Source organism: Rhodococcus sp. 15-2388-1-1a (assembly GCF_002259145.1).
GTDB lineage: Bacteria > Actinomycetota > Actinomycetes > Mycobacteriales > Mycobacteriaceae > Rhodococcoides.
Genome location: NZ_NPFP01000021.1, coordinates 119,970 through 144,566, shown reverse-complemented (window position 1 = coordinate 144,566; position 24,597 = coordinate 119,970). Strand labels below are relative to the sequence as shown.

Genomic DNA, 24,597 nt, shown 5'->3' with positions numbered 1-24,597 from the left:
GTCGAGCATGAGAAGAGAACGAGGGAGACGTCCGCGTGACAACTGAGGGTGCGATGTCGGATCTGCCGGCAGAGCTCGAACGAGTACACATGGTGGGCATCGGTGGTGCCGGAATGTCCGGCATCGCGCGGATCCTGCTGGCTCGCGGGGGACAGGTGTCGGGTTCGGATGCCAAGGAATCGCGCGGCGTGCTCGCATTGCGTGCACGCGGTGCCCAGGTCCGCATCGGTCACGACGCCAGCGCTCTGGACATGATCGACGGCGGACCCACCGTGGTGGTGACGACCCACGCCGCAATTCCCCAGTCCAATCCCGAACTCGTCGAAGCTCGGGAACGCGGAATCCCGGTGGTGCTGCGACCGGCCGTGCTGTCCTCTCTCATGCAGGGATACCGCACGTTGTTGGTCTCGGGTACGCACGGGAAGACGTCGACGACCTCGATGCTGGTCGTCGCCCTCCAGCACTGCGGGTTCGATCCGTCGTTCGCCGTCGGGGGAGAACTCAACGAGGCCGGGACCAACGCCCACCACGGCAGCGGCGACGTGTTCGTGGCCGAGGCGGACGAGAGTGACGGCTCGCTGCTGCAGTACACGGCCAACGTCATCATCGTGACCAATATCGAGGCCGATCACCTGGACTACTTCGGCACCACCGACGCCTACGTTCAGGTGTTCGACGATTTCGCCGCGCTGCTCGGTCCGGGCGGTGTGCTCGTGGCCTGTATGGACGATCCGGGTTCGGCGGCGCTGGCTCGCCGCGTGGTCGAGCGGAACCTTCCCGGAGTGAAGGTGCTGGGATACGGGTCCTCGGACGTCGACGCGGGGCCGGTCGAGATGGCCGTTCGACTGCTGGCGTGGGAGCCCGAGGACATCGGCGGTGTCGCGCAGTTGCAGATCGCAGGCGAGGACGCGGCGCGCACCGTTCGGCTCGGTGTTCCGGGACGCCACACCGCCCTCAACGCGCTGGCGGCGTTCGTCGCGGCGCGTCAGGTCGGTGCCGGTGTCGAGGAATTGCTGGCCGGGCTCACCGGTTTCGGCGGAGTCCACCGGCGCTTCCAGTTCACCGGGCGTGAGCACGGCGTCCGCGTGTTCGACGACTACGCGCACCACCCGACCGAGGTGCGTGCGGTGTTGACGGCCGCGCAGGCTCTCGTGGCGGGCCAGGACCGTTCGGGCGTCGAGCAGGGACGGGTGGTGGTGGTGTTTCAGCCGCACCTGTACTCGCGGACCGCGACGTTCGCCGAGGAGTTCGGTGCCGCATTGTCGTTGGCCGACGAGATCGTCGTCCTCGACGTCTACGGCGCGCGCGAGGAACCGTTGCCCGGTGTGACGGGGGCGCTGGTTGCCGCGTCGGTGACCAAGCCGGTCAACTACCAGCCCGATCTGTCGTTGGTGGCCAAGCAGGTCGCCCATTTGAGTATGCCCGGCGATGTCGTCATCACCATGGGCGCAGGCGACGTGACGATGCTCGGCGGACCGATTCTCGATGCGCTTCGCTCGAAGACCGATTTCGGTGCTGCGACCGGCCGCGGAGTACCGAAGGATCGGCCGTCGACGTGACCCGCCGCTCCGATCGAGTCCGTTCTTCGAGGTCGGGAACAGCTGCAGGAGAGGGTGATTCGCCGTCCGCGGTCACCGACAAGCAGGCGCGCGCTCTGGCGCGGGAAGAAGAGCGCGCCCGGGTGAAGCGGTCGCGGCGCAAGGCCCTGCTCATCGCGCTGGCCGTGGTGGTCGTCGTGGTGGGATCAGCTGTGCTGGTGTACTTCACACCGTTGCTGTCCGTTCGCACCATTGCGGTCGCGGGGGCATCGTCGGTGTCCGAGGAGGAGATCCTGGAACGGCTCGACGTCCCCGTCGGCCTTCCGCTGGTTCGGGTGGACACGGCGGCCGCGGCGCAGCGGGTGGCGACGATTCCGGCACTGGCCACGGTTCGCGTGCAGCGGAAGTATCCGTCCACCGTTCAGGTGACGGTCGAGGAGCGAGTTCCGGTGGCGTTCTTCGATTCTCCGGATGGCACCCATCTCCTCGACTCCACCGGCGTCGATTTTGCGATCGCGCCACCACCGCCCGGAGTGGTGCGTCTGGTGACCGACAACCCGGTGTTCGGTGATCCGGTGACCGAAGATGCACTCGCGGTTCTCGATACGTTGCCACCGCTGCTGCGCGATCAGGCGGGAGAGGTGCGGGCGAGCACGTTGTCCGACATCTCGATTCTGCTGCTCGACGGGCGCACCGTGGTGTGGGGCAGCAAGGACGACTCGGAACGCAAGGCCGCAGTTGCGATCGCGTTGCTGTCCCAGCCCGGGCAGATCTTCGACGTGTCGAGTCCGGATCTGCCCACCACCAAATAGTTTCGACGCGCGTGATGGGAATTTCTCGCGCGGCGTCGGCGCGCCTAATGGCGATAGTCGTCGGCGATGAATAGCGTTTCGACCAGTTCAGTACTTGACATAACTCTAAGCCTGTGGTTTAGGTTGAGGGTTTTCCACATTTCACGCAACAATCCACGGAAGGCGAGAGCCCATGACGCCCCCGCACAACTACCTCGCCGTAATCAAGGTCGTCGGCATCGGCGGCGGCCACGTGAACGCGGTCAACCGCATGATCGAACAGGGACTCAAGGGAGTCGAGTTCATCGCGGTCAACACCGACGCTCAGGCCTTGCTGATGAGTGACGCAGACGTCAAGCTCGACGTGGGTCGCGAACTGACTCGCGGACTCGGCGCAGGTGCCGACCCGGAGGTCGGCCGCCGCGCAGCGGACGATCACAAGGACGAGATCGAAGAGGTGCTCAAGGGTGCCGACATGGTGTTCGTCACCGCAGGCGAGGGTGGTGGCACCGGAACCGGTGGTGCTCCCGTCGTCGCCAACATCGCTCGCAAGCTCGGTGCGCTGACCGTCGGTGTCGTCACCCGGCCGTTCTCGTTCGAGGGCAAACGGCGCGGTGGACAGGCCGACACCGGAATCCAGCAGCTCCGTGAGTCCTGCGACACGCTCATCGTGATCCCCAACGATCGACTTCTCCAGCTCGGCGACGCGGCCGTGAGCCTCATGGACGCATTCCGCAGCGCCGACGAGGTACTGCTCAACGGCGTCCAGGGCATCACCGACCTGATCACCACTCCCGGCCTGATCAACGTCGACTTCGCCGACGTCAAGGGCGTCATGTCCGGCGCAGGCAGCGCATTGATGGGCATCGGATCCTCACGCGGTGAGGGTCGAGCCATCAAGGCAGCCGAGTCGGCGATCAACTCGCCGCTGCTCGAAGCCTCGATGGAAGGTGCACGCGGTGTGCTGCTCTCCATCGCCGGTGGATCCGACCTCGGTCTGTTCGAGATCAACGAGGCCGCCTCGCTGGTGCAGGAAGCCGCACACATCGACGCCAACATCATCTTCGGCACCGTCATCGACGACTCCCTCGGCGACGAGGTCCGCGTGACCGTCATCGCCGCGGGCTTCGACGGCGGAACTCCGACCCGACGTCCGGTCGAAGCGGCTGCCTCCACGCGTGGCCCGATCGGATCTGCTCGCTCGGGCGAGGTGTCCTCCAGGTCGAGCGACAGTTCCGACGGTGCTGTGTTCCGCGATCCGGTCGGCGCACCGAGTGGTAGCAGTCTGCCGCCGCTGAACTCGTCGAGCTCGTCCAACCGCGAATCGTCGAGCCGCGAATCCGCAGCCGGTCACGGCCGTGACTCGGCCGGCCAGGGCCGCGAATCCGTCGGGTCCGGCCGTCGCGTGCCGATCGCCGAGGACGAGGGCGAAGACGAAGTCGATGTGCCGTCCTTCATGCGGCGGTGAGTGATACCGCATCCGCCGGTCCGTTTCGTGTCCGACGCGTCTCGACGACGCGGGAGGGCGGCGTCTCGGTACCGCCGTTCGACACGTTCAATCTCGGCGACCACGTCGGTGACGACCCCGCTGCGGTGGAGGCCAACCGTCGACGCCTGGGTGACCGATTGGGCATGGGACTCGAACGGCTCGTCTTCATGGAGCAGGTCCACGGACGCACTGTCACGGTGGTCGACGGTCCGGTGTCCGAGCCGGTACCGATGACCGATGCGTTGGTGACGACGCAACGTGACCTCGGTTTGGTGGTGCTCACTGCCGACTGCGTGCCGGTCCTGCTCTCCGACGAGGAGGCCGGGGTGATCGCCGCCGTGCATGCCGGACGGGTCGGTGCCCGCATCGGCATCGTTCCTCGGGTGTTGGCCGCGATGGTCGAACTCGGTGCTGTCCCGTCGCGGATCGGCGCATTTCTGGGTCCGGCCGCGAGCGGTCGGCAGTACGAGGTGCCCGCGTCCATGCGAGCGGACGTCGACAAACATCTCCCGGGCAGCGCGACGACGACGGTCCGCCGTACGCCGGGGCTCGACATTCCCGCCGGTATCCGCACTCAACTGCTCGCTGCGGGAGTGTCCGGGGTGGCGCAGGATCCGCGGTGCACCATCGAGGACCGGGCCTTGTTCAGCCACCGTCGCGAAGGGTCGACCGGCCGCATTGCCAGTGTCGTCTGGATGGACACATCCGCAGGAGATCGGCCGGAAACGGCCGATCGGTGAATCGGCAGAGAAGGTTGTCATGAGCGAACCCACCGACAGCGGTTCGGGCACGGACCGGGCGCGAGAGATCGAGACGGCGTTGACGTCGGTGCGCGAGCGGCTCCATCGCGCCTGTGTCGATGCAGGCCGGTCGCCTGCCGACGTGGCTCTGCTGCCGGTGACCAAGTTCTTTCCCGCCTCGGATGTACGGATCCTGTACGACCTCGGGTGCCGCGATTTCGGAGAGTCCCGGGAGCAGGACGCGTCGCCCAAGGTCGCCGAGACCGCCGAGGCTTTCCGCGGCGATCCGCCTCGGTGGCACATGATCGGTCACCTGCAGCGAAACAAGGCGAAGTCGGTGGCCGCCTGGGCGCACTCCATTCACTCGGTGGACAGTGCGCGGTTGGTGGCCGCACTGTCCAAGGCGACGACGGCGGCCCTGGACGAGGGCGTGCGTCGGACCGAACTCGACGTGATCGTTCAGGTCAGTCTCGACGGGGATGTGCACCGCGGTGGCGTCGAACGCGACGAACTGCGCGAGCTCGCGGACGCGGTGTCGAATGCGTCCGGTTTGCGTCTCGCCGGGTTGATGGCGGTGCCGCCGCTCGATGCCGATCCGGACGCCGCGTTCGCCGACCTCGAGAGTCTGCATCGCCGGCTGTCGGCCGACCATCCAGGAGCGCTCGAGCTGTCCGCAGGCATGACCGGAGACCTGGAAGCTGCTGTGCGGCACGGATCGACGTGCGTGCGTGTCGGTACCGCAATACTCGGCGCGCGGCCGATAACCTCGCAATAACAGTCCATGGATCACATCAGTCACAACAGACACTTGCGAACCTGGAGATGGACAGTAGACACACCGCCACGGAAGGCAGAACGATGAGCACCCTGCACAAGTTCAAGGCGTACTTCGGCATGGTTCCGCTCGCCGACTACGAGGACGACTACCTCGACGATCCGGACACGCGACGCAGCTCCCGTGGTGGTCGCGACAGCTACGACGACATCGACGAGCGTGAATTCGTGAAGCCGTCGTTCGGTGGATCTCGGCACTCGCAGGTCGAGGACGACTACGACGATTACGAGGCACCGCGCCCGGCGGCCACGCTGGCACCGATCGGTGGACGAGGACGTGGCGTGGCACCGACCACGCGAGGTGCGGCAACCAGGGGAGCGCTCGCCATGGACACTCGGATGGACGTGCGCGCGGAGACCCGACGTAGCCCGATCGTGGACGACGGTGGCCCGCTCTCGAAGATCACCACGTTGCGACCGCGCGACTACAGCGAGGCACGCACCATCGGTGAGCGTTTCCGCGACGGCACTCCGGTCATCATGGACCTGGTCGAGATGAGCAACGCGGACGCCAAGCGTCTGGTGGATTTCGCCGCCGGGCTCGCTTTTGCACTGCGCGGTTCCTTCGACAAGGTGGCGACGAAGGTCTTCCTGCTCTCGCCCGCCGACGTCGACGTCTCGCCGCAGGAGCGCAGGCGGATCGCCGAGACCGGCTTCTACAGTCAGCAGTGAGAGATTCACTGTTCGGGGTGGTAGTACAGGGCTGTGACCAGCGCGCTTTGCTCAGCCCGGCGAATTCAGGCAGAGTATAGCCGTGATCGTGTTCACGGTGATCAACATCGTATTGTTTCTTTTTTGGCTCCTTCTCATCGGTCGAATCATCGTCGAGTTCATCAGAACTTTTGCGAGAGATTGGCAACCGACCGGGGTGGTCGTCATCCTGCTGGAGGCGATCTTCACGGTCACCGACCCGCCGGTGAAGTTCCTCCGGAAGATAATTCCGCCGCTCAACCTCGGTGGAGTTCGACTGGACCTGTCCATCATGGTCCTGTTGTTCGTCGTCTTCATCGCGTGGAATGTGACCAGCGGTCTCGCGGCCTGAGATCGCAGACGAAATGTTAGAACGCGGGACCCAGCGCATGCTGCGTGTCCCGTGTGACAGAATGGACGCCAGTTACAGTTTGATTGTTCTGCACTCGCGCGGAATGGCATATAACTGAATGCTTGCTCTACCGCCCCAAGACGCGTGAAGGGATCCTTCCATGCCGCTGACTCCAGCTGATGTGCACAATGTCGCGTTCAGCAAGCCGCCCATCGGTAAGCGCGGTTACAACGAAGACGAGGTCGACGCTTTTCTCGACCTCGTCGAGCAAGAGTTGTCGCGACTGATCGAAGAGAACGCCGACCTACGCCAGCGAGTCGGTGAGCTCGACCAGGAGCTTGCGGATGCCAAGAACGCTGCGCGGCAGAACCCGCAACCGGCGCAGGTCGCGGCACCGAAGGCCGAGCCGCAGCGTCCGGTGGATCCCCCCAAGCCGCCGCCCGTCGCAGCGCAGCCCGCGCCGGTCGCGCCCGTTGCAGCAGCCCCGCAGCAGAGCGGCGACTCCAACATGCAGGCCGCCAAGATTCTGGGCCTCGCTCAGGAGATGGCCGATCGCCTCACCGGTGATGCCAAGTCGGAGTCCGAGCAGCTGCTCGGTAACGCGCGCACCAACGCCGAGCGTTTGGTTTCGGATGCACGTACGCGTTCGGAGTCGATGATGTCCGAGGCTCGGCAGAAGTCCGAGTCGCTGCTGTCCGACGCACAGACGCGGTCGGAGACCCAGCTGCGTCAGGCCAAGGAGAAGGCCGACGCACTGCAGGCCGACGCCGAGCGCAAGCACACCGAGATCATGGCGACGATCAACCAGCAGCGGTCCGTGCTCGAAGGTCGTATCGAGCAGCTCAAGACATTCGAGCGTGAGTACCGCGTGCGGCTCAAGTCCTACCTCGAATCGCAGCTCGAAGAGCTCGAGAACCGTTCCTCGGCGCTGCCGGTGGACAACGGGCAGGACAACTTCAACCAGGACAGCCAGTCCTCGGGGTACAGCCAGTCGTACGCCAAGGGCAACTGACGCACCAACGAACTCCGACGCTGTCGATCGCGACAGCGTCGGACCAGGTTGTGGCGTCGAGTGGTGAGCGAGGAGTCCCGTGTTGGTCCTGACTCTCGGCGCAGCAGCGATCGGCTTCGGCTTTCTGGTTCTCGCCCTGATGACGGGTTCGGTTGTCTGGGCGTGGGCCTGCATCGTCGTTTGTATCGTGGGTGCAGTGCTACTGCTCGTCGGAGCGCTCACGGGCCGACGGCCTCCGTCCGAGCTCGACAGGTAGCATCACGACTCAGGCAGTCAGATTCAAGGCGTCGATCCGGCCATCACCGGGGAGCTTTCGGAAGAACGACGTCGGCACGAAACGCCCAGGTGTTTCGGAACGGCGTTCAGTAGAACCGAACGGGTGAGCCCGTCACAGCTCATCAGGAGTGGCGCGCTCCGACTCGAGAGCGTGCAAGCGGGGTGGTACCGCGGTACCGGGCGTACGAATCGCCCGGATGTCGTCCCCGTGCCAACTTTGCGTCGCGTTAGAAGCGCGGCCGGCACGGAGGAGACACGACATGACAGATGCAACCGCACGTCCGAACTCGAAGTCCTACCCGCTGGTGGATCTGGCCGAGGGCCGATCGGGCAGCGTCCCGTTTCCCGATCTCGAGCGCATCGTGCTGCACGAGTGGGCCGAGGACGGCACGTTTCGAGCCAGCATCGACAATCGAGCGGATGCCGAGGAGTTCGTCTTCTACGACGGCCCACCCTTCGCCAACGGTCTGCCGCACTACGGTCACCTGCTCACCGGCTACGTCAAGGACCTCGTCCCGCGATTCCAGACGATGCGGGGCAAGAAGGTCGAGCGTCGCTTCGGGTGGGATTGCCACGGTCTGCCCGCCGAGCTGGAAGCGGAGAAGCAGCTCGGTATCAAGGACAAGTCCGAGATCGACGAGATGGGCCTGGCGAAGTTCAACGCCTACTGCAAGCAGTCGGTACTGCAGTACACCGACGAGTGGCGGGACTACGTCACCCGGCAGGCGCGGTGGGTCGACTTCGACAACGACTACAAGACCCTCGACGTCGACTTCATGGAGTCGGTCATGTGGGCGTTCAAGATGCTGCACGACAAGGGCCTGATCTACCAGGGATACCGAGTTCTGCCGTACAGCTGGTACGAGCAGACGCCCTTGTCCAATCAGGAGACCCGCCTGGACGACGCGTACAAGATGCGTCAGGATCCCGCGGTCACCGTCACGATGCCGTTGACGGCTCCCGGCTCGCCCCTGGACGGTGCGAACGCGCTGATCTGGACCACCACGCCGTGGACCCTGCCGTCGAACCTGGCGATCGCGGTGCATCCCGAGGTGCAGTACGTGCAGGTGCGAGGCGGCGACGGTGAGCGTTACGTACTTGCCGCGCAGCGACTCTCGCACTATGCGAAGGAACTCGGCGAGGAGCCCGAGGTGCTCTCGGAGCACACCGGCTCCGACATGGTCGGACTGTCCTACACACCGCCGTACGACTTCTTCCTCGGCCACGAGAACGCGCACCGCGTGCTCGAGGCCGACTACGTCACCACCGATTCGGGCACCGGAATCGTCCACCTCGCACCGGCTTTCGGTGAAGAGGACATGGACGTCGCCACCGCCAACGGAATCGAGGTGGTGCAACCGCTCGACGCAGGTGGCAAGTTCACCTCGTTGGTTCCGCCGTACGAGGGCCTGATGGTGTTCGACGCCAATCCGGTGATCATCAAGGACCTCAAGGCCTCCGGTCGCCTGCTGCGGCACGAGACCATCGAGCACTCGTACCCGCACAGCTGGCGCAGCGGTCAGCCGCTGATCTACATGGCGGTGCCGTCGTGGTTCGTTGCGGTGACCAAATTCCGCGATCGGATGGTCGAGCTGAACCAGGAGATCACCTGGGTTCCCGAGCACATCAAGGACGGCCAGTTCGGCAAGTGGCTCGAAGGTGCACGCGACTGGAACATCAGTCGAAACCGGTACTGGGGCAGCCCGATTCCGGCGTGGACGTCCGACGACCCGGCCTACCCGCGCCTGGACGTGTACGGCAGCCTGGACGAGCTCGAGCGTGACTTCGGCGTGCGTCCGACGGATCTGCATCGTCCGTACATCGATGACCTGACGCGACCCAACCCGGACGATCCGACCGGCAAGTCGACGATGCGCCGCGTCCCCGAGGTGCTGGACTGCTGGTTCGAGTCCGGCTCGATGCCGTATGCGCAGGTGCATTTCCCGTTCGAGAACGAGGAGTGGTTCCAGACACACAACCCGGGCGATTTCATCGTCGAGTACAACGGGCAGACGCGCGGCTGGTTCTACACCCTGCACGTCCTCGCGACCGCGCTGTTCGATCGACCTGCGTTCAAGACCGTTGCCGCGCACGGCATCGTGCTCGGCGACGACGGTCTGAAGATGAGCAAGTCCAAGGGCAACTACCCGGATGTCAAGGAGGTCTTCGACCGCGACGGCTCCGACGCCATGCGGTGGTTCCTGATGTCCTCACCGATCCTGCGCGGCGGCAACCTCATCGTCACCGAGCAGGGCATCCGCGAGGGCGTTCGCCAGGCGCTGCTGCCGATCTGGAATGCGTGGAGCTTCCTGCAGCTCTACGCGTCGACGCCAGGGCAGTGGCGAACCGATTCGCCGCACGTGCTCGATCGCTACGTGTTGGCCAAGCTGTCGGCCACTCGCGACGCCATCACCGATGCGCTCGAGGGCAACGACATCGCCGGTGCGTGCGAAGAGCTGCGCACGTTCTGCGATGCGTTGACCAATTGGTATGTGCGACGGTCTCGCTCGCGGTTCTGGAGCGAGGACGCCGACGCGATCGACACCCTGCACACCGTGCTCGAGGTGCTCACTCGCATCGCCGCTCCACTGTTGCCGCTGATCAGCGAGGTGGTATGGCGCGGATTGACCGGTGGCCGCTCGGTGCACCTGACCGACTGGCCCGAGGCAGGGGACCTGCCGTCGGATCCCGAACTGGTCGAGAGCATGGACGAGGTCCGCACCGTGTGCTCGACGGTTCTGGGCCTGCGCAAGGCGCAGAACCTGCGCGTGCGGTTGCCGCTGCCCGAGGTGACGGTCGCGGCCGCCGATGCGGAGCGGCTGCGTCCGTTCGTCGACATCATCTCCGACGAGGTCAACGTCAAGAAGGTCGACCTGACCGAGGACGTCGCCGTTCACGGAAAGTTCGAGCTCGTCGTCAATGCCCGCGCTGCCGGTCCGCGTATCGGCAAGGACGTCCAGACGGTCATCAAGGCCGTCAAGGCAGGCGATTGGTCCGAGGACGCAGACGGTGTGGTCAGCGCAGCAGGAATTGCGTTGCTGCCGGAGGAGTACACACGCAAACTCGTTGCCGCCGAACCCGAATCGACGGCGCCGCTGCCCGGAAACGCCGGACTCGTCGTGCTCGATTCCGCCGTCACCGAGGAGCTGGAGGCGGAGGGCTGGGCCAAGGACCGCATCCGCGAACTGCAGGATGCGCGTCGTAATCACGGATTCGACGTCTCGGACCGCATCGACATCGTCATCGAGGTGCCCGAACACCGACAGGCGTGGCTCGACACCCATCGAGATCTGATCGCAGGCGAGGTGCTCGCACTCTCGCTCGTCGACGGACGCGTCGGAGACGACGGCAGCGATCTCGGTGAGGGAGTGCGGGCAGCGATCACCAAGTCGTCATGACCGACGGCGACGTGTCGGTCGACACCGTCCGCGAGCTTCTTGCCGAGGCCCGCGGCGGCGTCGTGCCCATCGTCGCTGCAGGTGACCCGGTTCTGCGGTCCGGGGCTGCGCGGTATTCCGGTCAGCTCGACTCCGAGACGTTCGCGGAGTTGATCGAGGTGATGCGCGCGACCATGCACGACGCGCCCGGTGTCGGTTTGGCCGCACCGCAGATCGGCATCCCGCTGCAGATCGCGGTGATCGAGGATCTGTACGACGTCGGAGCGGATGTGGCCCGGGTACGGGAGCGCACGCCGCTGCCGTTCCGCGTACTGGTCAATCCGCGGTACACCCCGGTCGGGTCGCGGAGCGCAGGGTTCTACGAGGGGTGCCTCAGTGTTCCCGGGTATCAGGCCGTCGTGACGCGCGCGGCCGAGGTGCGGCTCGAGTGCACCGACGAGTCGGGCCGCGAGATCGACGAGGTGATTCGCGGTTGGCCGGCCAGAATCGTGGCCCACGAGACCGATCATCTCCACGGCACCCTGTACATCGACACGGCGCACATGCGATCGCTGACGACGAGTGAGGTGTACGGCGAGCTGTGGTCGGATCCGACTCCCGACCGTGCGGCGCAGGCGCTCGGCTTCACCGTCGATATCGGCTGACGATGTCGAACATCGCCGACGACACTCTGCGGAGTCGCCGATGGGTGCTGCACCTGGACATGGACGCGTTCTTCGCTTCCGCAGAACAGCTGACGCGCCCCACGTTGCGGGGCCGCCCGGTTCTCGTCGGCGGTGCGGGCGGGCGGGGAGTGGTGGCCGGTTGCAGCTACCAGGCCCGCGCATACGGGGCACGTTCGGCGATGCCGATGCATCAGGCCCGCCGGCTCGTCGGAGCCGGAGCCGTGGTGTTGCCGCCGCGGTTCGTTCTCTACTCCGAGCTGAGCCGACGAGCTTTCGAGGCACTCCGGGGACCGATGCCCGTCCTCGAACAACTCTCGATCGACGAGGCGTTCGGTGAGCCGCTCGAACTCGCCGGAGCGACGGTGCACGAGGTCGAACACTTCTGCGCGGGCCTACGAGCGTTGATCCTCGCCGAGACCGGGCTGGTCGCCTCCATCGGTGCCGGATCCGGGAAGCAGATCGCCAAGATCGCGTCGGGACTGGCCAAACCCGACGGCATCACCGTCGTCGCTCCGGGAATCCAGGCCGAGCTGATGGCGGCTCTGCCGGTCCGGAAGTTGTGGGGGATCGGACCGGTGGCAGGCGAACGATTGCGGCGCTTGGGCATCGACACCATCGGCAAGTTCGTGGCCACACCCGAGTCCGAGGTGGCGTCGATTCTCGGGGCCACGATGGGGCCGAGCCTGCATCAGCTCGCACGAGGAATCGACAATCGCGTCGTGGCCGAGCGGGCCGAGGCCAAACAGGTCAGCGCCGAGACGACGTTCGCACAGGACCTGATCTCCCTCGCTCAGCTCCGCCCGGCCATCGAGTCCATCGTCGACTCGACGCATCGCCGGTTGCTGAAGGACGGTCGGGGTGCCAGGACGGTGGTGCTCAAACTACGAAAGTCCGACATGAGCATCATCACCCGATCGGCCACGTTGCCGTACGCGACGGTGGACAAGCAGACCATCGTCGCCTTGGCGCAGCGACTTGCCGTCGATCCGGTCGACGTCGGTCCGATCAGGCTGGTCGGCGTCGGACTGGCCGGGCTGTCGGCCGTGCGACAGGGATCGCTGTTTCCCGAATTGGAGTACGAGCCGGTCGCGGATGCGACGGAGGAGTCGCCCGCCCCGATCGAGGCGGCTGCGGATATCGTCGTCGAGGAAGGCCCCCGGTGGCAGCCGGGTATGGACGTCCGGCATCCCGACTTCGGTCACGGCTGGGTGCAGGGGGCCGGACACTCGGTGGTGACCGTCCGATTCGAGACCCGAACCAGCGGGCCGGGAATCGCGCGCACCTTCGCCAAATCGGACGAGAACCTGGTCCCTGCCGACGTTCTCGACAGCCTGACGTGAGTTGTGGCGTCGCTGAGGAAACTCTGTGAGGTTTCACAGGTATGCCGATCGCGTTGTGACTCGGGCGTGTCGAGCTGACATAGTGGACCAGGTCCGAGACGACCCCATTCCAGACGACCGACGAGTCACAGAACGATCGAGACGTGACTCAGAGTGAAAAGGACAAGCACTTGAAGCTTCGCAACACCCGACGGACAATGGTTGCCGGCATCGCCATCGCCGCAGCGCTCACCATGACCGCCTGCAGCTCCGGAGGCGATGAAGAGCCCACCACGACGACGACGGCTGCCACCACCTCTGCGTCTGTCGCTCCCGACGCCGGTGCGTACCCCCCGGTCCCCACCGTCGAGGAGCTCAACGGCCAGCTCGCGCGCGGGCTCGACCCGAACGTTCCGGTCGAGGAGAAGGCCGCCCTGATCCAGGGTGCCTCCGCCGATCCGGAGCTGATCAACCAGGTCGCTGCCGCAGCGGTAGCCAACAACGCTCAGATCGAGATCACCAGCATCGACGATCTCGGCACCGGAGTCCTCAACGCCGGCATCACCATCACCCTCAACGGGCAGGCCAACCCCGGCACGTTCCAGTTCGTCCCCGAGGACGGCGTCTGGAAGCTGTCGAAGGACAACGCCTGCGGCATCGTGTCGCTCGCGCAGCTGACCAGCCCGGCGTGCCCCGCACCCTGAGTCCTGCCGATCGTCTCTGACCGACACGACGAACTGCCGGTGACATGTCCCCTCGGGGATATGTCACCGGCAGTTTTTTGTCGGCCGAGTCGGCCCGATTCACATGCTGGGCGTCACCGATCGAATGCGCTCGACGGCCGCTTCGGCGACCGCGGTGACGGTCTCGGGTTCCAGACCACTCTGATCCGAGACGACGACCTGGACGACGGTCGAGTCGACCACGGCCACCACGACGTCGGAGATCAAGGTGAACCCCTCGCTGCTGGTGGTCAGGCGTATCGAGGCCGATGCATCGCCGACCGACGACTGCTCCCGGCCTGCCAACGCGTAGTCGACGCTCACCCCGTCCGCATCCGTGCCGCTGAACGCCGTGCACCCCGCCCACGCCTGCTGAACCGCCGTGAAGGCCTCGGCCGTGCCCGTATCGGGGTAACTTGCCGCATCCTCGTCGATCGACGAGAAGTTCGGTCCCGAGAACCGGGCGACTGCGTTCGACGCCGCTCCGCTCCGCTGCTCCGAGATCGGTGCCAGTACCGCGGCGCACTCGGCCGGGTCGGTACCGGACTTGTCGGGGGAGTCGTACTCGGGAGCCGGGTCGAGTCCCAGATCCTGGACCGGGTCGGGGATCGAGGAGAACCCGTCCGGGAGGTCGCCGAGACCCAACATCGCCGCGGCCAGGACTCCGGAGTCGGTGATGGGGGCACCGAGCAGGGGATCGGGTGCGGCGACGGAGCTGGGTGCGACTGCAGGGGCCGGGGCAGGCTCGTCCGCGCCGCATCCGGCCGCGGCGACGCCGACGAGCGAGAGCGCCGCCAGCAGCTGCGTCGTCGTCCGCGCCGTCATCGGGCACCCCAGGCGATCGAGTCTCCGACGGTCTGACGCAGCACGGTCGTGCTGTCGGGGTCGGTGTACATCTGCTCGCCACCTGCGGTGATCGACCCGCCGACGGGGAGTGGGCGGGTCAGATCGATGTCGAGCGTTCCCGAGCCGGTGAAGGTGTACGTCGCGATGTTCAGCGTGCCGGCGTCGTCGGGCAGGTTCCATGTCGTCGATTCGGGCGTCTGGGTGATCGCGATGTCCAGGGTCGCCCGGTCACCGTCGAGTGCTCGCAGCGTGACCGTGGTGCGCTGATTCAACGTGATGCCGCTCAGCACCTGCTGATCGACGGTCCAGACGGCACCCACTCCCACCTCTGCGTCGGGAAAGTCGACGGAGCGGTATACCGCTGCGTTCAACGACCGTTCGATCGCCGCGCGGGCGGTGTCGAGGGCGGCGTCGGCGGGGGTGATGTGCAGTGCGGTGATCGCTCCCGAGTCGCTGGTCGCCAGCCGTGCCGTCGAGCCCTCGGAGGCGGACAGTGCGTCGGTCAGTCCTTCGTCGGGCGACGTCGCAGCTCCGATGGTCAGCTCGACCGAGCGCGTTGCGCCGGTCGCGGCGTCGTCGTCCGGCACGGTGTCGGACGTCGACGCGGACAGGGGAACGATCAGTTCGGGACTGGAGAAGTCCTGCGGTGCATCGTTGTTGATCTGCTGCGAGACGGTGGAGGTGGTGGTGAGGTCCACGTTCTGCTCGTCCGAGTCGGAGGTGGCGAGTGCCAGCACGCGCCGCGGCTCGGCACCGGGGTCGACGACCGTGGTCGTCGTCGGTGTCACGGCGATCGTCACCTCGTTCGAGGACGCGGCCTGTTCGGGAGCGGGATCGGTGTCGGTGCTCGAACATCCGGCGACGAGCGCCACTGCACAGCAGGCAGCGAGAAAACCGGAACGGACGGTGGCGGAGCGGACGGTGCGGATACGATCGGTCGACTTCACGGGCACCAGGCTACTGACACCGCTCGTAGTGACGGGTGGTGCGCGGCACGGATGAGGACCCGCCGCCGTCCATACGCCATGATGGACAGGTGAGTGAAGACCGCGCCGACGATCCGCCAGCCGAGACGAGTAGTGTTCCGGCACCGAACGAGACCGCGGACTCCCAGGTGACCGATACCGACAGCGCCGTGAATCGACTTCCGAAGCCGCTCAGGACACGGTTGCTGGTCGCGATCGCAGCCGTGATTCTGCTGTTCGACCTCGTGACCAAGATCGTGGTGGTGCACTACGTCAAGCCCGGCAACCCGATTTCGATCGTCGGAGACGTCGTGACATTGCGGCTGGTGCGTAATCCCGGTGCGGCGTTCTCGATGGCCACCGGGATGACCTGGCTGCTCACGGTCGTGGCCGTCGCGGTCGTCATCGGGGTGATCAAGATCGGCCGGACGCTGCGATCGCCGTGGTGGGCACTGGGATTGGGTCTGGTTCTCGGGGGTGCCCTCGGCAACCTGATCGACCGTTTCTTCCGCGCACCGGGGCCGTTCCAGGGTCACGTCGTCGACTTCGTGTCGGTGGGCTGGTGGCCGGTGTTCAACGTCGCCGACTCGTCCATCGTCTGTGGTGCGATCCTGCTCGTCGTGCTGAGCCTGTTCGGCTTCGAGCCGAACGGTGAACGGGTGACCAAGTCGAACTCCGACGTCGCAGGCGAGGCCGACAAGTGAGGGAATCGCGCTCGATGCCGGTGCCCGACGGTCTCGACGGAATGCGGGTGGACGCCGGTCTCGCTCGGCTGCTCGGGCTCTCGCGTACCGTTGCCGCGACCCTGGCCGAGGAAGGCTCTGTTCTGGTCGATCACGGTACCGTCGGCAAGTCCGACCGGCTGGCCGCTGGTTCGTGGCTCGAAGTGACGCTGCCCGAGCCGGCCCGCGAGTTGACGATCGAGGCGGAGCCGGTCGAGGGGATGGAAATCCTCTACGCCGACGACGACATCGTGGCCGTGGACAAGCCCGTCGGGGTCGCCGCGCATGCCAGTGTCGGCTGGACCGGCCCCACCGTCATCGGTGGTCTCGCGGCCGCCGGTTTCCGAATTTCGACCTCCGGTGCGCACGAGCGGCAGGGCATCGTCCATCGCCTCGACGTCGGCACGTCCGGAGTGATGGTGGTCGCCACGTCCGAGCGGGCGTACACCGTGCTCAAGCGGGCGTTCAAGGCGCGGACCATCGACAAGCGCTACCACGCACTGGTGCAGGGCCATCCGGACCCGAGCAGTGGAACGATCGATGCCCCGATCGGTCGACACGGCAGCAACGACTGGAAGTTCGCCGTCCGTGCCGACGGCAAGCCCAGCGTCACCCACTACGACACGGTCGAGGCGTTCCAGGCCGCGAGCCTGCTGGACGTGCACTTGGAAACCGGTCGCACGCACCAGATTCGGGTGCACTTCTCGGCTCTGCGACATCCGTGCTGTGGCGATCTGACCTATGGTGCCGATCCGCGGCTGGCCGAACGGTTGGGCCTGGAACGGCAATGGCTGCACGCACGGTCGCTCGGCTTCGCGCATCCGTCCGACGGCCGCTGGGTGGAAATCGAGAGCAAGTATCCGGCCGACCTCGAGCACGCACTCGAGGTGCTTCGGAAGGCGTGATGCGCACCAGCGGAGTCTCCGGTGTGCTCGGCGGCGTCGTTGCCGCTGCGCTCGTGGTCGGGTCGCTCGCCGTGGTCGGGTCGCTCGCCGTGGTCGGGCACCTCAATCCGGTACGACAGCTGAGCGTGAGCACCGACCGGCTCGGCCCGGACAGCGGCGAGCAGGTGACCGACTATCTGGCCCGCGCCGAGGCGAGCCTGCGTAGCGACAACACCGAACCTCGATGGGGCTCGGTGTCGTTCGATCGCGAACTCACCGCCGAACAGGCCTACGCCGTCGCCGACGGGATTCGTATCTCGCAGGTGGTTCTGCGTGTTCCGCTCGATCGCGTGCAGACTCCGATACTCACCGTGGGCGTGCCGGGCAGCGAACGCTCGGTACTGAATTCGACCGCGCGCGCAGCGAGCCAGGCGACCGAATCGTTCGGGGCGGGGGATCGGCAGGCGCAGATCGCCGCAGTGTCGCAGCGACGTCTCCTCGACGGGTGTGCGTGTGTGGTGACGGTGGTGGTGCGTGGGACCCCTGCCGAGTTGACCGAGCTGGCCGGCCGCGCCGATGTGCGAGCGGTGCAGGCGCTTCCGCCGGATGCGGTGTCCGGCAAGTTCGCGGTCGAGCCACTTCTGCCGGAGTACGTCGACGTCGTCGCGCCGTTGCCGGACGACGGTCCCGTGCCGGCAGAGTGAGAACATCTTTCGTCGCATCCGTCACACCTGTCACGTCCTCCCAGGACACACCGGCGGCCTGAAAATTCTGTCGGTTTCACCGCCTAGAGTGGGTGCATTCGCGGCTCGTATTTTCGAAAACGCACGACCTTCAGGAGAGAACCTTCGTGGCCGATTCGTTCGTTCATCTGCACAACCACACCGAATATTCGATGCTCGACGGTGCCGCCAAGATCGGGGCGATGTTCGCCGAGGCGGCACGGTTGGAGATGACGGCGGTCGGCATGACCGACCACGGCAACATGTACGGGGCCAGCGAGTTCTACAACGAGGCCAAGAAGGCAGGCATCAAGCCGATCATCGGCATCGAGGCCTACATCGCCCCCGAGTCGCGGTTCAACAAGAAGCGCGTGCTCTGGGGTGACCGCAGTCAGAAATCCGACGACGTCTCCGGTAGCGGTGCCTACACGCACATGACGATGGTCGCCGAGAACGCCACCGGGGTCCGAAACCTGTTCAAGCTGTCCTCGCTCGCCTCCATCGAGGGCCAGCTGGGCAAGTGGGCCCGAATGGACGAGGAGATCATCGCCTCGCACGCCGAGGGCATCATCGCCACCACGGGCTGCCCGTCGGGGGAGGTGCAGACTCGGCTCCGACTCGGCCAGGAGCGCGAGGCGCTCGAGGCCGCAGCCAAGTGGCGCGAGATCTGGGGCCCGGAGAACTTCTTTCTCGAACTGATGGATCACGGCCTGTCCATCGAGCGACGCGTCCGCGAAGGTCTGCTCGACATCGGCAAGAAGCTCTCGATCCCACCGCTGGCCACCAACGACTGCCACTACGTCACCAAGGACGCCGCCGAGAACCACGAGGCGCTGCTGTGCATCCAGACCGGTAAGACGCTCAGCGATCCCACTCGCTTCAAGTTCGACGGCGACGGCTACTACCTCAAGTCCGCCGCCGAGATGCGCGAGCTCTGGGACGATCAGGTGCCCGGTGCCTGCGACAGCACGCTGCTCATCGCCGAGCGAGTGCAGCCCTACGACGAGGTGTGGGCGCACCGCGACCGGATGCCGATCTTCCCCGTGCCCGAGGGCCACACCCAGGGCACCTGGCTGCGCCACGAGGTCATGACCGGGCTCGAGCGTCGATTCCCCGACGGACCGGCCGAGGACTACCTCGCGCGCGCGGAGTACGAGATCAAGGTCATTCTCGAGATGGGCTTCCCGGCCTACTTCCTGGTGGTCGGCGACCTGATCAACCACGCCAAGGCCGTCGGCATCCGCGTCGGGCCCGGCCGAGGATCCGCTGCCGGATCGTTGGTCGCGTACGCCATGGGCATCACCAACATCGACCCACTCCCGCACGGTCTGCTGTTCGAGCGATTCCTCAACCCCGAGCGCGTGTCGATGCCCGATATCGATATCGACTTCGACGATCGTCGCCGCGGTGAGATGGTCCGCTACGCCACCGAGAAGTGGGGCAGCGATCGAGTGGCCCAGGTGATCACGTTCGGCACCATCAAGACCAAGGCCGCCATCAAGGACTCCGCACGAGTGCAGTTCGGCCAGCCCGGCTTCGGAATCGCCGATCAGATCACCAAGGCGCTGCCGCCGCCCATCATGGCCAAGGACATCTCGGTGGCCGGCATCACCGACCCGGCGCACGAGCGGTACAAGGAAGCCGTCGAGGTTCGAGCGCTGATCGACTCCAACCCCGACGTCGCGACCATCTACAAGACGGCCAAGGGACTCGAAGGCCTGATTCGCAACGCAGGCGTGCACGCCTGCGCGGTCATCATGTCCTCCGAGCCGCTCACCGATGCCATCCCGGTGTGGAAGCGCGCGCAGGACGGCGCGATCATCACCGGCTGGGACTACCCGTCGTGCGAGGCCATCGGCCTGCTCAAGATGGACTTCCTGGGTCTGCGAAACCTCACCGTCATCGGTGACGCCATCGACAACATCAAGGCCAACCGCGGCATCGACATCGACCTCGACGCTCTCCCACTCGACGACCCGGCGACCTTCGACCTGCTCTCTCGCGGAGATACTCTCGGCGTCTTCCAGCTCGACGGCAGTGCCATGCGTGATCTGCTCCGCCGTATGCAGCCCACCGGCTTCGAGGACATCGTCGCCGTCCTGGCCCTGTACCGGCCGGGTCCGATGGGCATGAACTCGCATAACGATTACGCCGACCGCAAGAACGGTAGGCAAGAGGTCAAGCCGATTCACCCGGAGCTCGAAGAGCCGCTCAAGGTGATTCTCGGCGAGACGTACGGCCTGGTGGTCTACCAGGAGCAGATCATGCAGCTTGCGCAGAAGGTGGCCGGCTACACGCTCGGCCAGGCCGACCTGCTCCGTCGTGCCATGGGCAAGAAGAAGCTCTCCGAGCTGGAGAAGGCCTACGCCGGGTTCCGGCAGGGCATGTTGGACAACGACTTCTCCGAGGCGGCCATCAAGGCGCTGTGGGACACCGTGCTGCCCTTCGCGGGCTACGCGTTCAACAAGTCTCACTCCGCGGGCTACGGCCTGGTGTCGTACTGGACGGCATACCTCAAGGCGAACTACCCGGCCGAGTACATGGCAGGCCTGCTCACCAGCGTCGGCGACGACAAGGACAAGGCCGCGATCTACCTCGCCGACTGTCGCAAACTCGGTATCACGGTGCTGCCACCGGACGTCAATGAGTCCGAACTGAACTTCGCGTCGGTGGGCAAGGACATCCGGTTCGGTCTCGGCGCTGTCCGCAACGTCGGTACCAATGTGGTCGCGTCGATCATCAGGGCGCGATCGGAGAAGTCGAAGTACACCGACTTCTCCGACTACCTCGGCAAGATCGACGCGATCGCGTGCAGCAAGAAGGTCACCGAATCCCTCATCAAGGCAGGTGCTTTCGACTCGCTCGATCATCCGCGCAAGGGTCTGATGCTCATCCACGCCGATGCGATCGACGCGGTGATGGGCACCAAGAAGGCCGAGGCGATCGGTCAGTTCGATCTGTTCGGCGGCGAGGATGCCGACGAGTCCATCTCCGCAGTGTTCAACGTTCGGGTGCCGGACGAGGAGTGGGAATCCAAGCACCGGCTCGCCCTCGAACGCGAGATGCTCGGCCTCTACGTCTCGGGCCACCCGCTACTGGGCGTCGAGCACATGCTGGCCGCGAAGTCCGACTGCAACATCCCCACCATCCTCGAGGGTGACATCAAGGACGGCACTCAGGTCACCGTCGGCGGCATTCTCGCCTCGGTGAATCGTCGGATCAACAAGAACGGTTTGACGTGGGCGTCGGCTCAGCTCGAGGACCTGGCCGGTGGTATCGAGGTGCTGTTCTTCCCGCAGGCGTACTCGGTGTTCGGTGCCGACGTCACCGAGGACTCGGTGGTACTGGTCAAGGGTCGGGTCTCGGTGCGTGACGACCGGGTGTCCTTGATCGCGAACGACCTTGCGGTGCCGGATCTTTCGGCCATCGGCATCGACAAGCCGCTTGCGGTGAGTCTACCGACGCGGCTGTGTACCGCCGACAAGGTCGGCGCGCTCAAGCGGGTGTTGATCAGTCACCCGGGGACCTCGGACGTCCATCTGCGGTTGGTCAGTGGCGACAAGATCACCACGATGAAACTCGATGACAGTCTGAGGGTGACGCCGACCTCGGCGCTGATGGGAGACCTGAAGGCGCTACTGGGGCCGGGCTGCCTGACGGGCTGACGCCGGGCCGGTCGAACCGAGCTCGGTCAGGCGCAGCGTCCACCACGCGACGACGGCAACCGCTGCGCCTGCCAGCACTGCTGCCTGCAGGGAGCCGGCAATGACGAGGGTCGCGGCGAACACGAGAAATCCGAGTGCGAGGGCTTCGAGCTTGTACACGGGCCACGCGATGCCTGCGACGTCGGCGGTGCGCAGCGCGGGAGCGGGTCGACGGCTCACCTGGGTGCTCGTGTAGGTCATCGCGTTCTCCTCTGGTAACCCCGGCAGGTTCGGGTGTCCGCTGCAGGAAGTTCAGACTATACCCAACAAAAGATTCGGTCCACCGAACTTGGCCCTCGGGCCTGGCAATGTGATCGATCTCGTGGCGTCACGCCCGCGAGAGGTGTTCACTCGAAGTCATGCCATTGACAGGAGAATACGAACCGAGTTCATCCGACTGGCCCCGCGAGCAGGCCGAGCTGTACGAGAACTCCGGCGGAACCGAAGGCACGATGATGAACGGCATGCCGGTGGTGCTGTTGACCACCAAGGGCAACAAGAGCGGCAAGCTGCGCAAGTCGCCGTTGATGAAGGTCGAACACGACGGCGAGTACGCCATCGTCGCCTCGCTCGGCGGAGCACCGAAGCACCCGGTCTGGTACCACAACGTCAAGGCCGAGCCGCTCGTCGAGCTGCAGGACGGTCCGGACAAGCACGACTACATCGCACGCGAAGTGACCGGCGACGAGAAGGCCGTGTGGTGGGAACGTTCGGTTGCCGCGTACCCCGACTACGCGGAGTATCAGAAGAAGACCGACCGCGAGATACCTGTTCTCGTACTCTCACGCGCCTGAAACGGCGTCGCCGGCGTTCCGGAGTCGAGCCTGCGGAACGACCCGGTCTCCAGCGTGGAACGGTCCCGGATGGGCAACCGTTCGACGCTGGTGGCAGCATGTCCTGGTGTCTTCATCCCCTGAACTCGCCTCCCAGCACTCATCGTCGGTAGCCGTCACCGCTGCCGACATCGATGCCGCTGCCGTGCGAATTTCTTCGGTGGTGGCGGCGACGCCCCTGCAGCTGTGCGAGCGACTGTCTGCGGAGACGGGCGCGAAGGTCTACCTCAAGCGCGAGGACCTGCAGATCGTGCGGTCGTACAAGATTCGCGGCGCATACAACCTGATGGATCAGCTGACGGACGCCGAGCGCTCCGTGGGCGTGGTGACGGCGAGTGCAGGCAACCATGCTCAGGGCGTCGCGTTCGCGTGCCGGACGATGCAGGTGCGGGGGCGGATCTACGTCCCGGCCAACACCCCCAAGCAGAAGCGTGACCGAATCCGGGTGCACGGCGGCGAGTTCGTCGATCTCATCGTCATCGGGGACACGTTCGACGCTGCTGCCGCAGCGGCGGCCGAGGACAGCGCTCGTACCGGTGCCACGATGGTGCCGCCGTTCGACGATCCCCGTACCGTGGCCGGCCAAGGCACCATCGCCGCCGAAATAGTCGACCAGCTCGGCAGCGCGCCGGACGTCGTCGTGATGCCCGTCGGCGGCGGCGGATGCATCGCGGGCATCTCGAGCTACCTGCGCGAGCGAGCACCGCAGACCTCACTGGTGGGCGTCGAGCCGTCCGGAGCCGCGTCGATGACCGCCGCACTGATCGCCGGTGGCCCGGTGACGCTCTCCGACATCGATCCGTTCGTCGACGGAGCTGCCGTCCGCCGCATCGGAGACGTGCCGTACGCCGCGCTGCGGTCGCTGGGCGCGAGCGTGGTCTCGCACGCGTCGTTGCCGCTGCTCACCGCGCCGGTGTTCGACAGTGCAGGCCCCGGTGCGTTCCTGATCACGCAGATCGACGAGGGCGCGATCTGCACTGCGATGCTGGCGCTGTACCAGAACGAGGGCGTCATCGCCGAGCCCGCGGGTGCACTCGCGGTGGCTGCGCTCGAACACCTCGACATCGCCCCCGGCAGTACCGTCGTATGCCTGGTCTCGGGTGGCAACAACGACGTCTCCCGATACGGCGAGATCCTCGAGCGCTCTCTGGTGCATTTGGGGCTCAAGCACTACTTCCTGGTGGATTTTCCGCAGGAACCCGGAGCGCTTCGCCGATTCCTCGACGAGGTACTCGGCCCCGAGGACGACATCACGCTGTTCGAGTACGTCAAGCGAAACAACCGGGAGACCGGTGCCGCACTGGTCGGCATCGAACTCGGGTTCGCGAGCGGATTGGGCCCGCTTCTCGAACGCATGCGGGATTCGCACCTGCACGTCGAGCAGCTGGAGCCGGGTTCCCCGGTGTACCGCTATCTGACCTGAGTCGGCACACCGAACGTACCCGCGCGAAGTCACCGGCCGAGAAGGCGATCGACCACCCGTCGATGCAGGTCGGGGTCCACTCCCGGAAGATCGAGGAGGGCACCGAGGTAGATCCCGTCGCCGACGAGTCTGATGATCTCGGCCTGGACCGGATCGTCGATCTCGGTGCGCAGACCCTCGTCCCACAACCGCATCATTTCGGTGACGGCGTCCTGCACCTCGCCGGAATTGCCGTCGACGCTGCGTAACGCGGCCAGGGTCGATCGATACAGCGCAATCTCCTTCTCGGAGATGGAGTCGGGCGGTTGCAGATACCACTCGGCCACCGAGGTTCCGCCTGCTGCGGCGTCGGCGCGCTGCTGATCGGCCTGGGCGCCGAGTCGTCGCACCATGGCGGCGATCAGCGCGTCCTTGGTCTTGAAGTGATAGAGCAGACCGCCCTTGGAGACGCCTGCGGCGGCGGCGACGCTGTCGAGGGTCACCTTGGTCATGCCGTGTTCGATCAGCATCGATTCGAGTGCGTCGAGTAGTCGGTCGCGGGTGTCCGATGACATGAAAGTCACTTTACCGGCTGGACGGTTCGCGGTACTCTCGATCACTGTACCGGCTGGACGGTTGGTGCTCGCAGGCGTTTCGGACCCGGCCATCGCCGGCGCACCGAGCGCAGAACGT

23 protein-coding genes are annotated in these 24,597 nt (G+C 65.8%); 19 read left to right on the top strand and 4 right to left on the bottom strand.

The annotated features are described in order from the left end of the window. Positions 1 to 53: 53 nt before the first annotated feature. The 13 genes from murC (at position 54) to CH302_RS14445 (ending at position 13,808) form a co-directional block, all read left to right on the top strand. Positions 54 to 1,559 carry a UDP-N-acetylmuramate--L-alanine ligase gene (gene murC, locus CH302_RS14500; RefSeq protein ID WP_052047839.1) on the top strand — a complete coding sequence of 502 codons (1,506 nt, stop codon included), beginning with the start codon at positions 54 to 56 and terminating at the stop codon, positions 1,557 to 1,559. Beyond that, the gene (locus CH302_RS14495) at positions 1,556 to 2,350 is read left to right on the top strand and encodes a cell division protein FtsQ/DivIB (protein ID WP_082323732.1); all 795 of its coding nucleotides are present in this window, start codon (positions 1,556 to 1,558) and stop codon (positions 2,348 to 2,350) included. The genes murC and CH302_RS14495 overlap by 4 nt, the downstream gene beginning before the upstream one ends. A gap of 172 nt (positions 2,351 to 2,522) precedes the next feature. After that, complete coding sequence (gene ftsZ, locus CH302_RS14490; RefSeq protein ID WP_094649962.1) at positions 2,523 to 3,797, top strand: cell division protein FtsZ; 1,275 nt, start codon at positions 2,523 to 2,525, stop codon at positions 3,795 to 3,797. Then, on the top strand, positions 3,794 to 4,558 hold the full coding sequence (gene pgeF / locus CH302_RS14485) for a peptidoglycan editing factor PgeF (protein WP_037192802.1): 765 nt from the start codon (positions 3,794 to 3,796) through the stop codon (positions 4,556 to 4,558). Before ftsZ ends, pgeF begins: the two co-directional genes overlap by 4 nt. A 19-nt stretch (positions 4,559 to 4,577) precedes the next feature. Then, the gene (locus tag CH302_RS14480) at positions 4,578 to 5,333 is read left to right on the top strand and encodes a YggS family pyridoxal phosphate-dependent enzyme (protein ID WP_037192800.1); all 756 of its coding nucleotides are present in this window, start codon (positions 4,578 to 4,580) and stop codon (positions 5,331 to 5,333) included. Between the two features lie 83 nt (positions 5,334 to 5,416). After that, a complete protein-coding gene (locus tag CH302_RS14475; RefSeq protein ID WP_037192797.1) occupies positions 5,417 to 6,064 on the top strand; it encodes a cell division protein SepF in 648 nt (215 codons plus the stop codon). An 82-nt stretch (positions 6,065 to 6,146) separates the two neighbouring features. Further along, positions 6,147 to 6,434: a YggT family protein gene (locus CH302_RS14470; RefSeq protein ID WP_037192795.1), complete on the top strand. Its 288-nt coding sequence runs from the start codon at positions 6,147 to 6,149 to the stop codon at positions 6,432 to 6,434. A 160-nt stretch (positions 6,435 to 6,594) separates the two neighbouring features. Beyond that, complete coding sequence (wag31, locus tag CH302_RS14465) at positions 6,595 to 7,446, top strand: DivIVA-like cell division protein Wag31 (RefSeq protein WP_037192793.1); 852 nt, start codon at positions 6,595 to 6,597, stop codon at positions 7,444 to 7,446. Between the two features lie 79 nt (positions 7,447 to 7,525). Next, positions 7,526 to 7,702, top strand: coding sequence for a hypothetical protein (locus CH302_RS30080; protein ID WP_037192792.1), 177 nt, complete (start codon positions 7,526 to 7,528; stop codon positions 7,700 to 7,702). A gap of 280 nt (positions 7,703 to 7,982) precedes the next feature. Further along, entirely contained in the window at positions 7,983 to 11,120 is a 3,138-nt protein-coding gene (gene ileS, locus CH302_RS14460) for an isoleucine--tRNA ligase (RefSeq protein WP_037192789.1), read from the top strand. After that, on the top strand, positions 11,117 to 11,764 hold the full coding sequence (locus CH302_RS14455; RefSeq protein WP_037192786.1) for a peptide deformylase: 648 nt from the start codon (positions 11,117 to 11,119) through the stop codon (positions 11,762 to 11,764). Before ileS ends, CH302_RS14455 begins: the two co-directional genes overlap by 4 nt. A gap of 2 nt (positions 11,765 to 11,766) precedes the next feature. Continuing rightward, positions 11,767 to 13,125 carry a DNA polymerase IV gene (locus CH302_RS14450; protein WP_052047838.1) on the top strand — a complete coding sequence of 453 codons (1,359 nt, stop codon included), beginning with the start codon at positions 11,767 to 11,769 and terminating at the stop codon, positions 13,123 to 13,125. Between the two features lie 197 nt (positions 13,126 to 13,322). Further along, positions 13,323 to 13,808, top strand: coding sequence for a hypothetical protein (locus CH302_RS14445; RefSeq protein WP_176460707.1), 486 nt, complete (start codon positions 13,323 to 13,325; stop codon positions 13,806 to 13,808). A 99-nt stretch (positions 13,809 to 13,907) separates the two neighbouring features. Here the strand turns inward: CH302_RS14445 and CH302_RS14440 are convergent, their stop codons facing one another. Further along, positions 13,908 to 14,651 (bottom strand): hypothetical protein, encoded by a 744-nt coding sequence (locus CH302_RS14440; RefSeq protein WP_037192783.1) that lies wholly within the window; start codon positions 14,649 to 14,651, stop codon positions 13,908 to 13,910. Beyond that, positions 14,648 to 15,619, bottom strand: a complete 972-nt coding sequence (locus tag CH302_RS14435; protein ID WP_230596337.1) for a hypothetical protein — start codon at positions 15,617 to 15,619, stop codon at positions 14,648 to 14,650. Before CH302_RS14435 ends, CH302_RS14440 begins: the two co-directional genes overlap by 4 nt. A gap of 89 nt (positions 15,620 to 15,708) precedes the next feature. On the opposite strand from CH302_RS14435, the gene lspA reads away from it, so the two are divergent. The 4 genes from lspA (at position 15,709) to dnaE (ending at position 21,630) form a co-directional block, all read left to right on the top strand. Then, complete coding sequence (lspA, locus tag CH302_RS14430; RefSeq protein ID WP_037192781.1) at positions 15,709 to 16,341, top strand: signal peptidase II; 633 nt, start codon at positions 15,709 to 15,711, stop codon at positions 16,339 to 16,341. Continuing rightward, positions 16,338 to 17,264, top strand: a complete 927-nt coding sequence (locus CH302_RS14425) for an RluA family pseudouridine synthase (RefSeq protein WP_037192779.1) — start codon at positions 16,338 to 16,340, stop codon at positions 17,262 to 17,264. Before lspA ends, CH302_RS14425 begins: the two co-directional genes overlap by 4 nt. Next, complete coding sequence (locus tag CH302_RS14420; RefSeq protein WP_037192777.1) at positions 17,264 to 17,947, top strand: hypothetical protein; 684 nt, start codon at positions 17,264 to 17,266, stop codon at positions 17,945 to 17,947. The genes CH302_RS14425 and CH302_RS14420 overlap by 1 nt, the downstream gene beginning before the upstream one ends. Before the next feature lie 146 nt (positions 17,948 to 18,093). Continuing rightward, positions 18,094 to 21,630, top strand: a complete 3,537-nt coding sequence (gene dnaE / locus CH302_RS14415) for a DNA polymerase III subunit alpha (RefSeq protein WP_037192775.1) — start codon at positions 18,094 to 18,096, stop codon at positions 21,628 to 21,630. Here the strand turns inward: dnaE and CH302_RS14410 are convergent. Then, a complete protein-coding gene (locus tag CH302_RS14410; RefSeq protein WP_052047837.1) occupies positions 21,601 to 21,870 on the bottom strand; it encodes a hypothetical protein in 270 nt (89 codons plus the stop codon). The genes dnaE and CH302_RS14410 overlap by 30 nt on opposite strands. Before the next feature lie 158 nt (positions 21,871 to 22,028). Here CH302_RS14410 and CH302_RS14405 point away from each other — a divergent pair, with 158 nt between their 5' ends. Then, complete coding sequence (locus CH302_RS14405; protein ID WP_037192772.1) at positions 22,029 to 22,463, top strand: nitroreductase family deazaflavin-dependent oxidoreductase; 435 nt, start codon at positions 22,029 to 22,031, stop codon at positions 22,461 to 22,463. Between the two features lie 106 nt (positions 22,464 to 22,569). After that, positions 22,570 to 23,925 carry a threonine ammonia-lyase IlvA gene (ilvA, locus tag CH302_RS14400; protein WP_037192771.1) on the top strand — a complete coding sequence of 452 codons (1,356 nt, stop codon included), beginning with the start codon at positions 22,570 to 22,572 and terminating at the stop codon, positions 23,923 to 23,925. Positions 23,926 to 23,954: 29 nt separating this feature from the next. On the opposite strand, the gene CH302_RS14395 is transcribed toward ilvA, so the two are convergent. Continuing rightward, complete coding sequence (locus CH302_RS14395; protein WP_037193493.1) at positions 23,955 to 24,479, bottom strand: TetR/AcrR family transcriptional regulator; 525 nt, start codon at positions 24,477 to 24,479, stop codon at positions 23,955 to 23,957. Positions 24,480 to 24,597: the final 118 nt, after the last annotated feature.

Bases quoted from the DNA above. Each gene is read 5' to 3' on its own strand.
- CH302_RS14395 (WP_037193493.1), bottom strand. From the start codon at position 24,479: ATGTCATCGGACACCCGCGACCGACTACTCGACGCACTCGAATCGATG.
- ileS (WP_037192789.1), top strand. From the start codon at position 7,983: ATGACAGATGCAACCGCACGTCCGAACTCGAAGTCCTACCCGCTGGTG.
- CH302_RS14420 (WP_037192777.1), top strand. From the start codon at position 17,264: ATGCGCACCAGCGGAGTCTCCGGTGTGCTCGGCGGCGTCGTTGCCGCT.
- CH302_RS14450 (WP_052047838.1), top strand. From the start codon at position 11,767: ATGTCGAACATCGCCGACGACACTCTGCGGAGTCGCCGATGGGTGCTG.
- ftsZ (WP_094649962.1), top strand. From the start codon at position 2,523: ATGACGCCCCCGCACAACTACCTCGCCGTAATCAAGGTCGTCGGCATC.
- CH302_RS14405 (WP_037192772.1), top strand. From the start codon at position 22,029: ATGCCATTGACAGGAGAATACGAACCGAGTTCATCCGACTGGCCCCGC.
- wag31 (WP_037192793.1), top strand. From the start codon at position 6,595: ATGCCGCTGACTCCAGCTGATGTGCACAATGTCGCGTTCAGCAAGCCG.
- murC (WP_052047839.1), top strand. From the start codon at position 54: ATGTCGGATCTGCCGGCAGAGCTCGAACGAGTACACATGGTGGGCATC.
- CH302_RS14475 (WP_037192797.1), top strand. From the start codon at position 5,417: ATGAGCACCCTGCACAAGTTCAAGGCGTACTTCGGCATGGTTCCGCTC.
- CH302_RS14445 (WP_176460707.1), top strand. From the start codon at position 13,323: ATGGTTGCCGGCATCGCCATCGCCGCAGCGCTCACCATGACCGCCTGC.
- CH302_RS14410 (WP_052047837.1), bottom strand. From the start codon at position 21,870: ATGACCTACACGAGCACCCAGGTGAGCCGTCGACCCGCTCCCGCGCTG.
- CH302_RS14480 (WP_037192800.1), top strand. From the start codon at position 4,578: ATGAGCGAACCCACCGACAGCGGTTCGGGCACGGACCGGGCGCGAGAG.
- CH302_RS14455 (WP_037192786.1), top strand. From the start codon at position 11,117: ATGACCGACGGCGACGTGTCGGTCGACACCGTCCGCGAGCTTCTTGCC.
- CH302_RS14440 (WP_037192783.1), bottom strand. From the start codon at position 14,651: ATGACGGCGCGGACGACGACGCAGCTGCTGGCGGCGCTCTCGCTCGTC.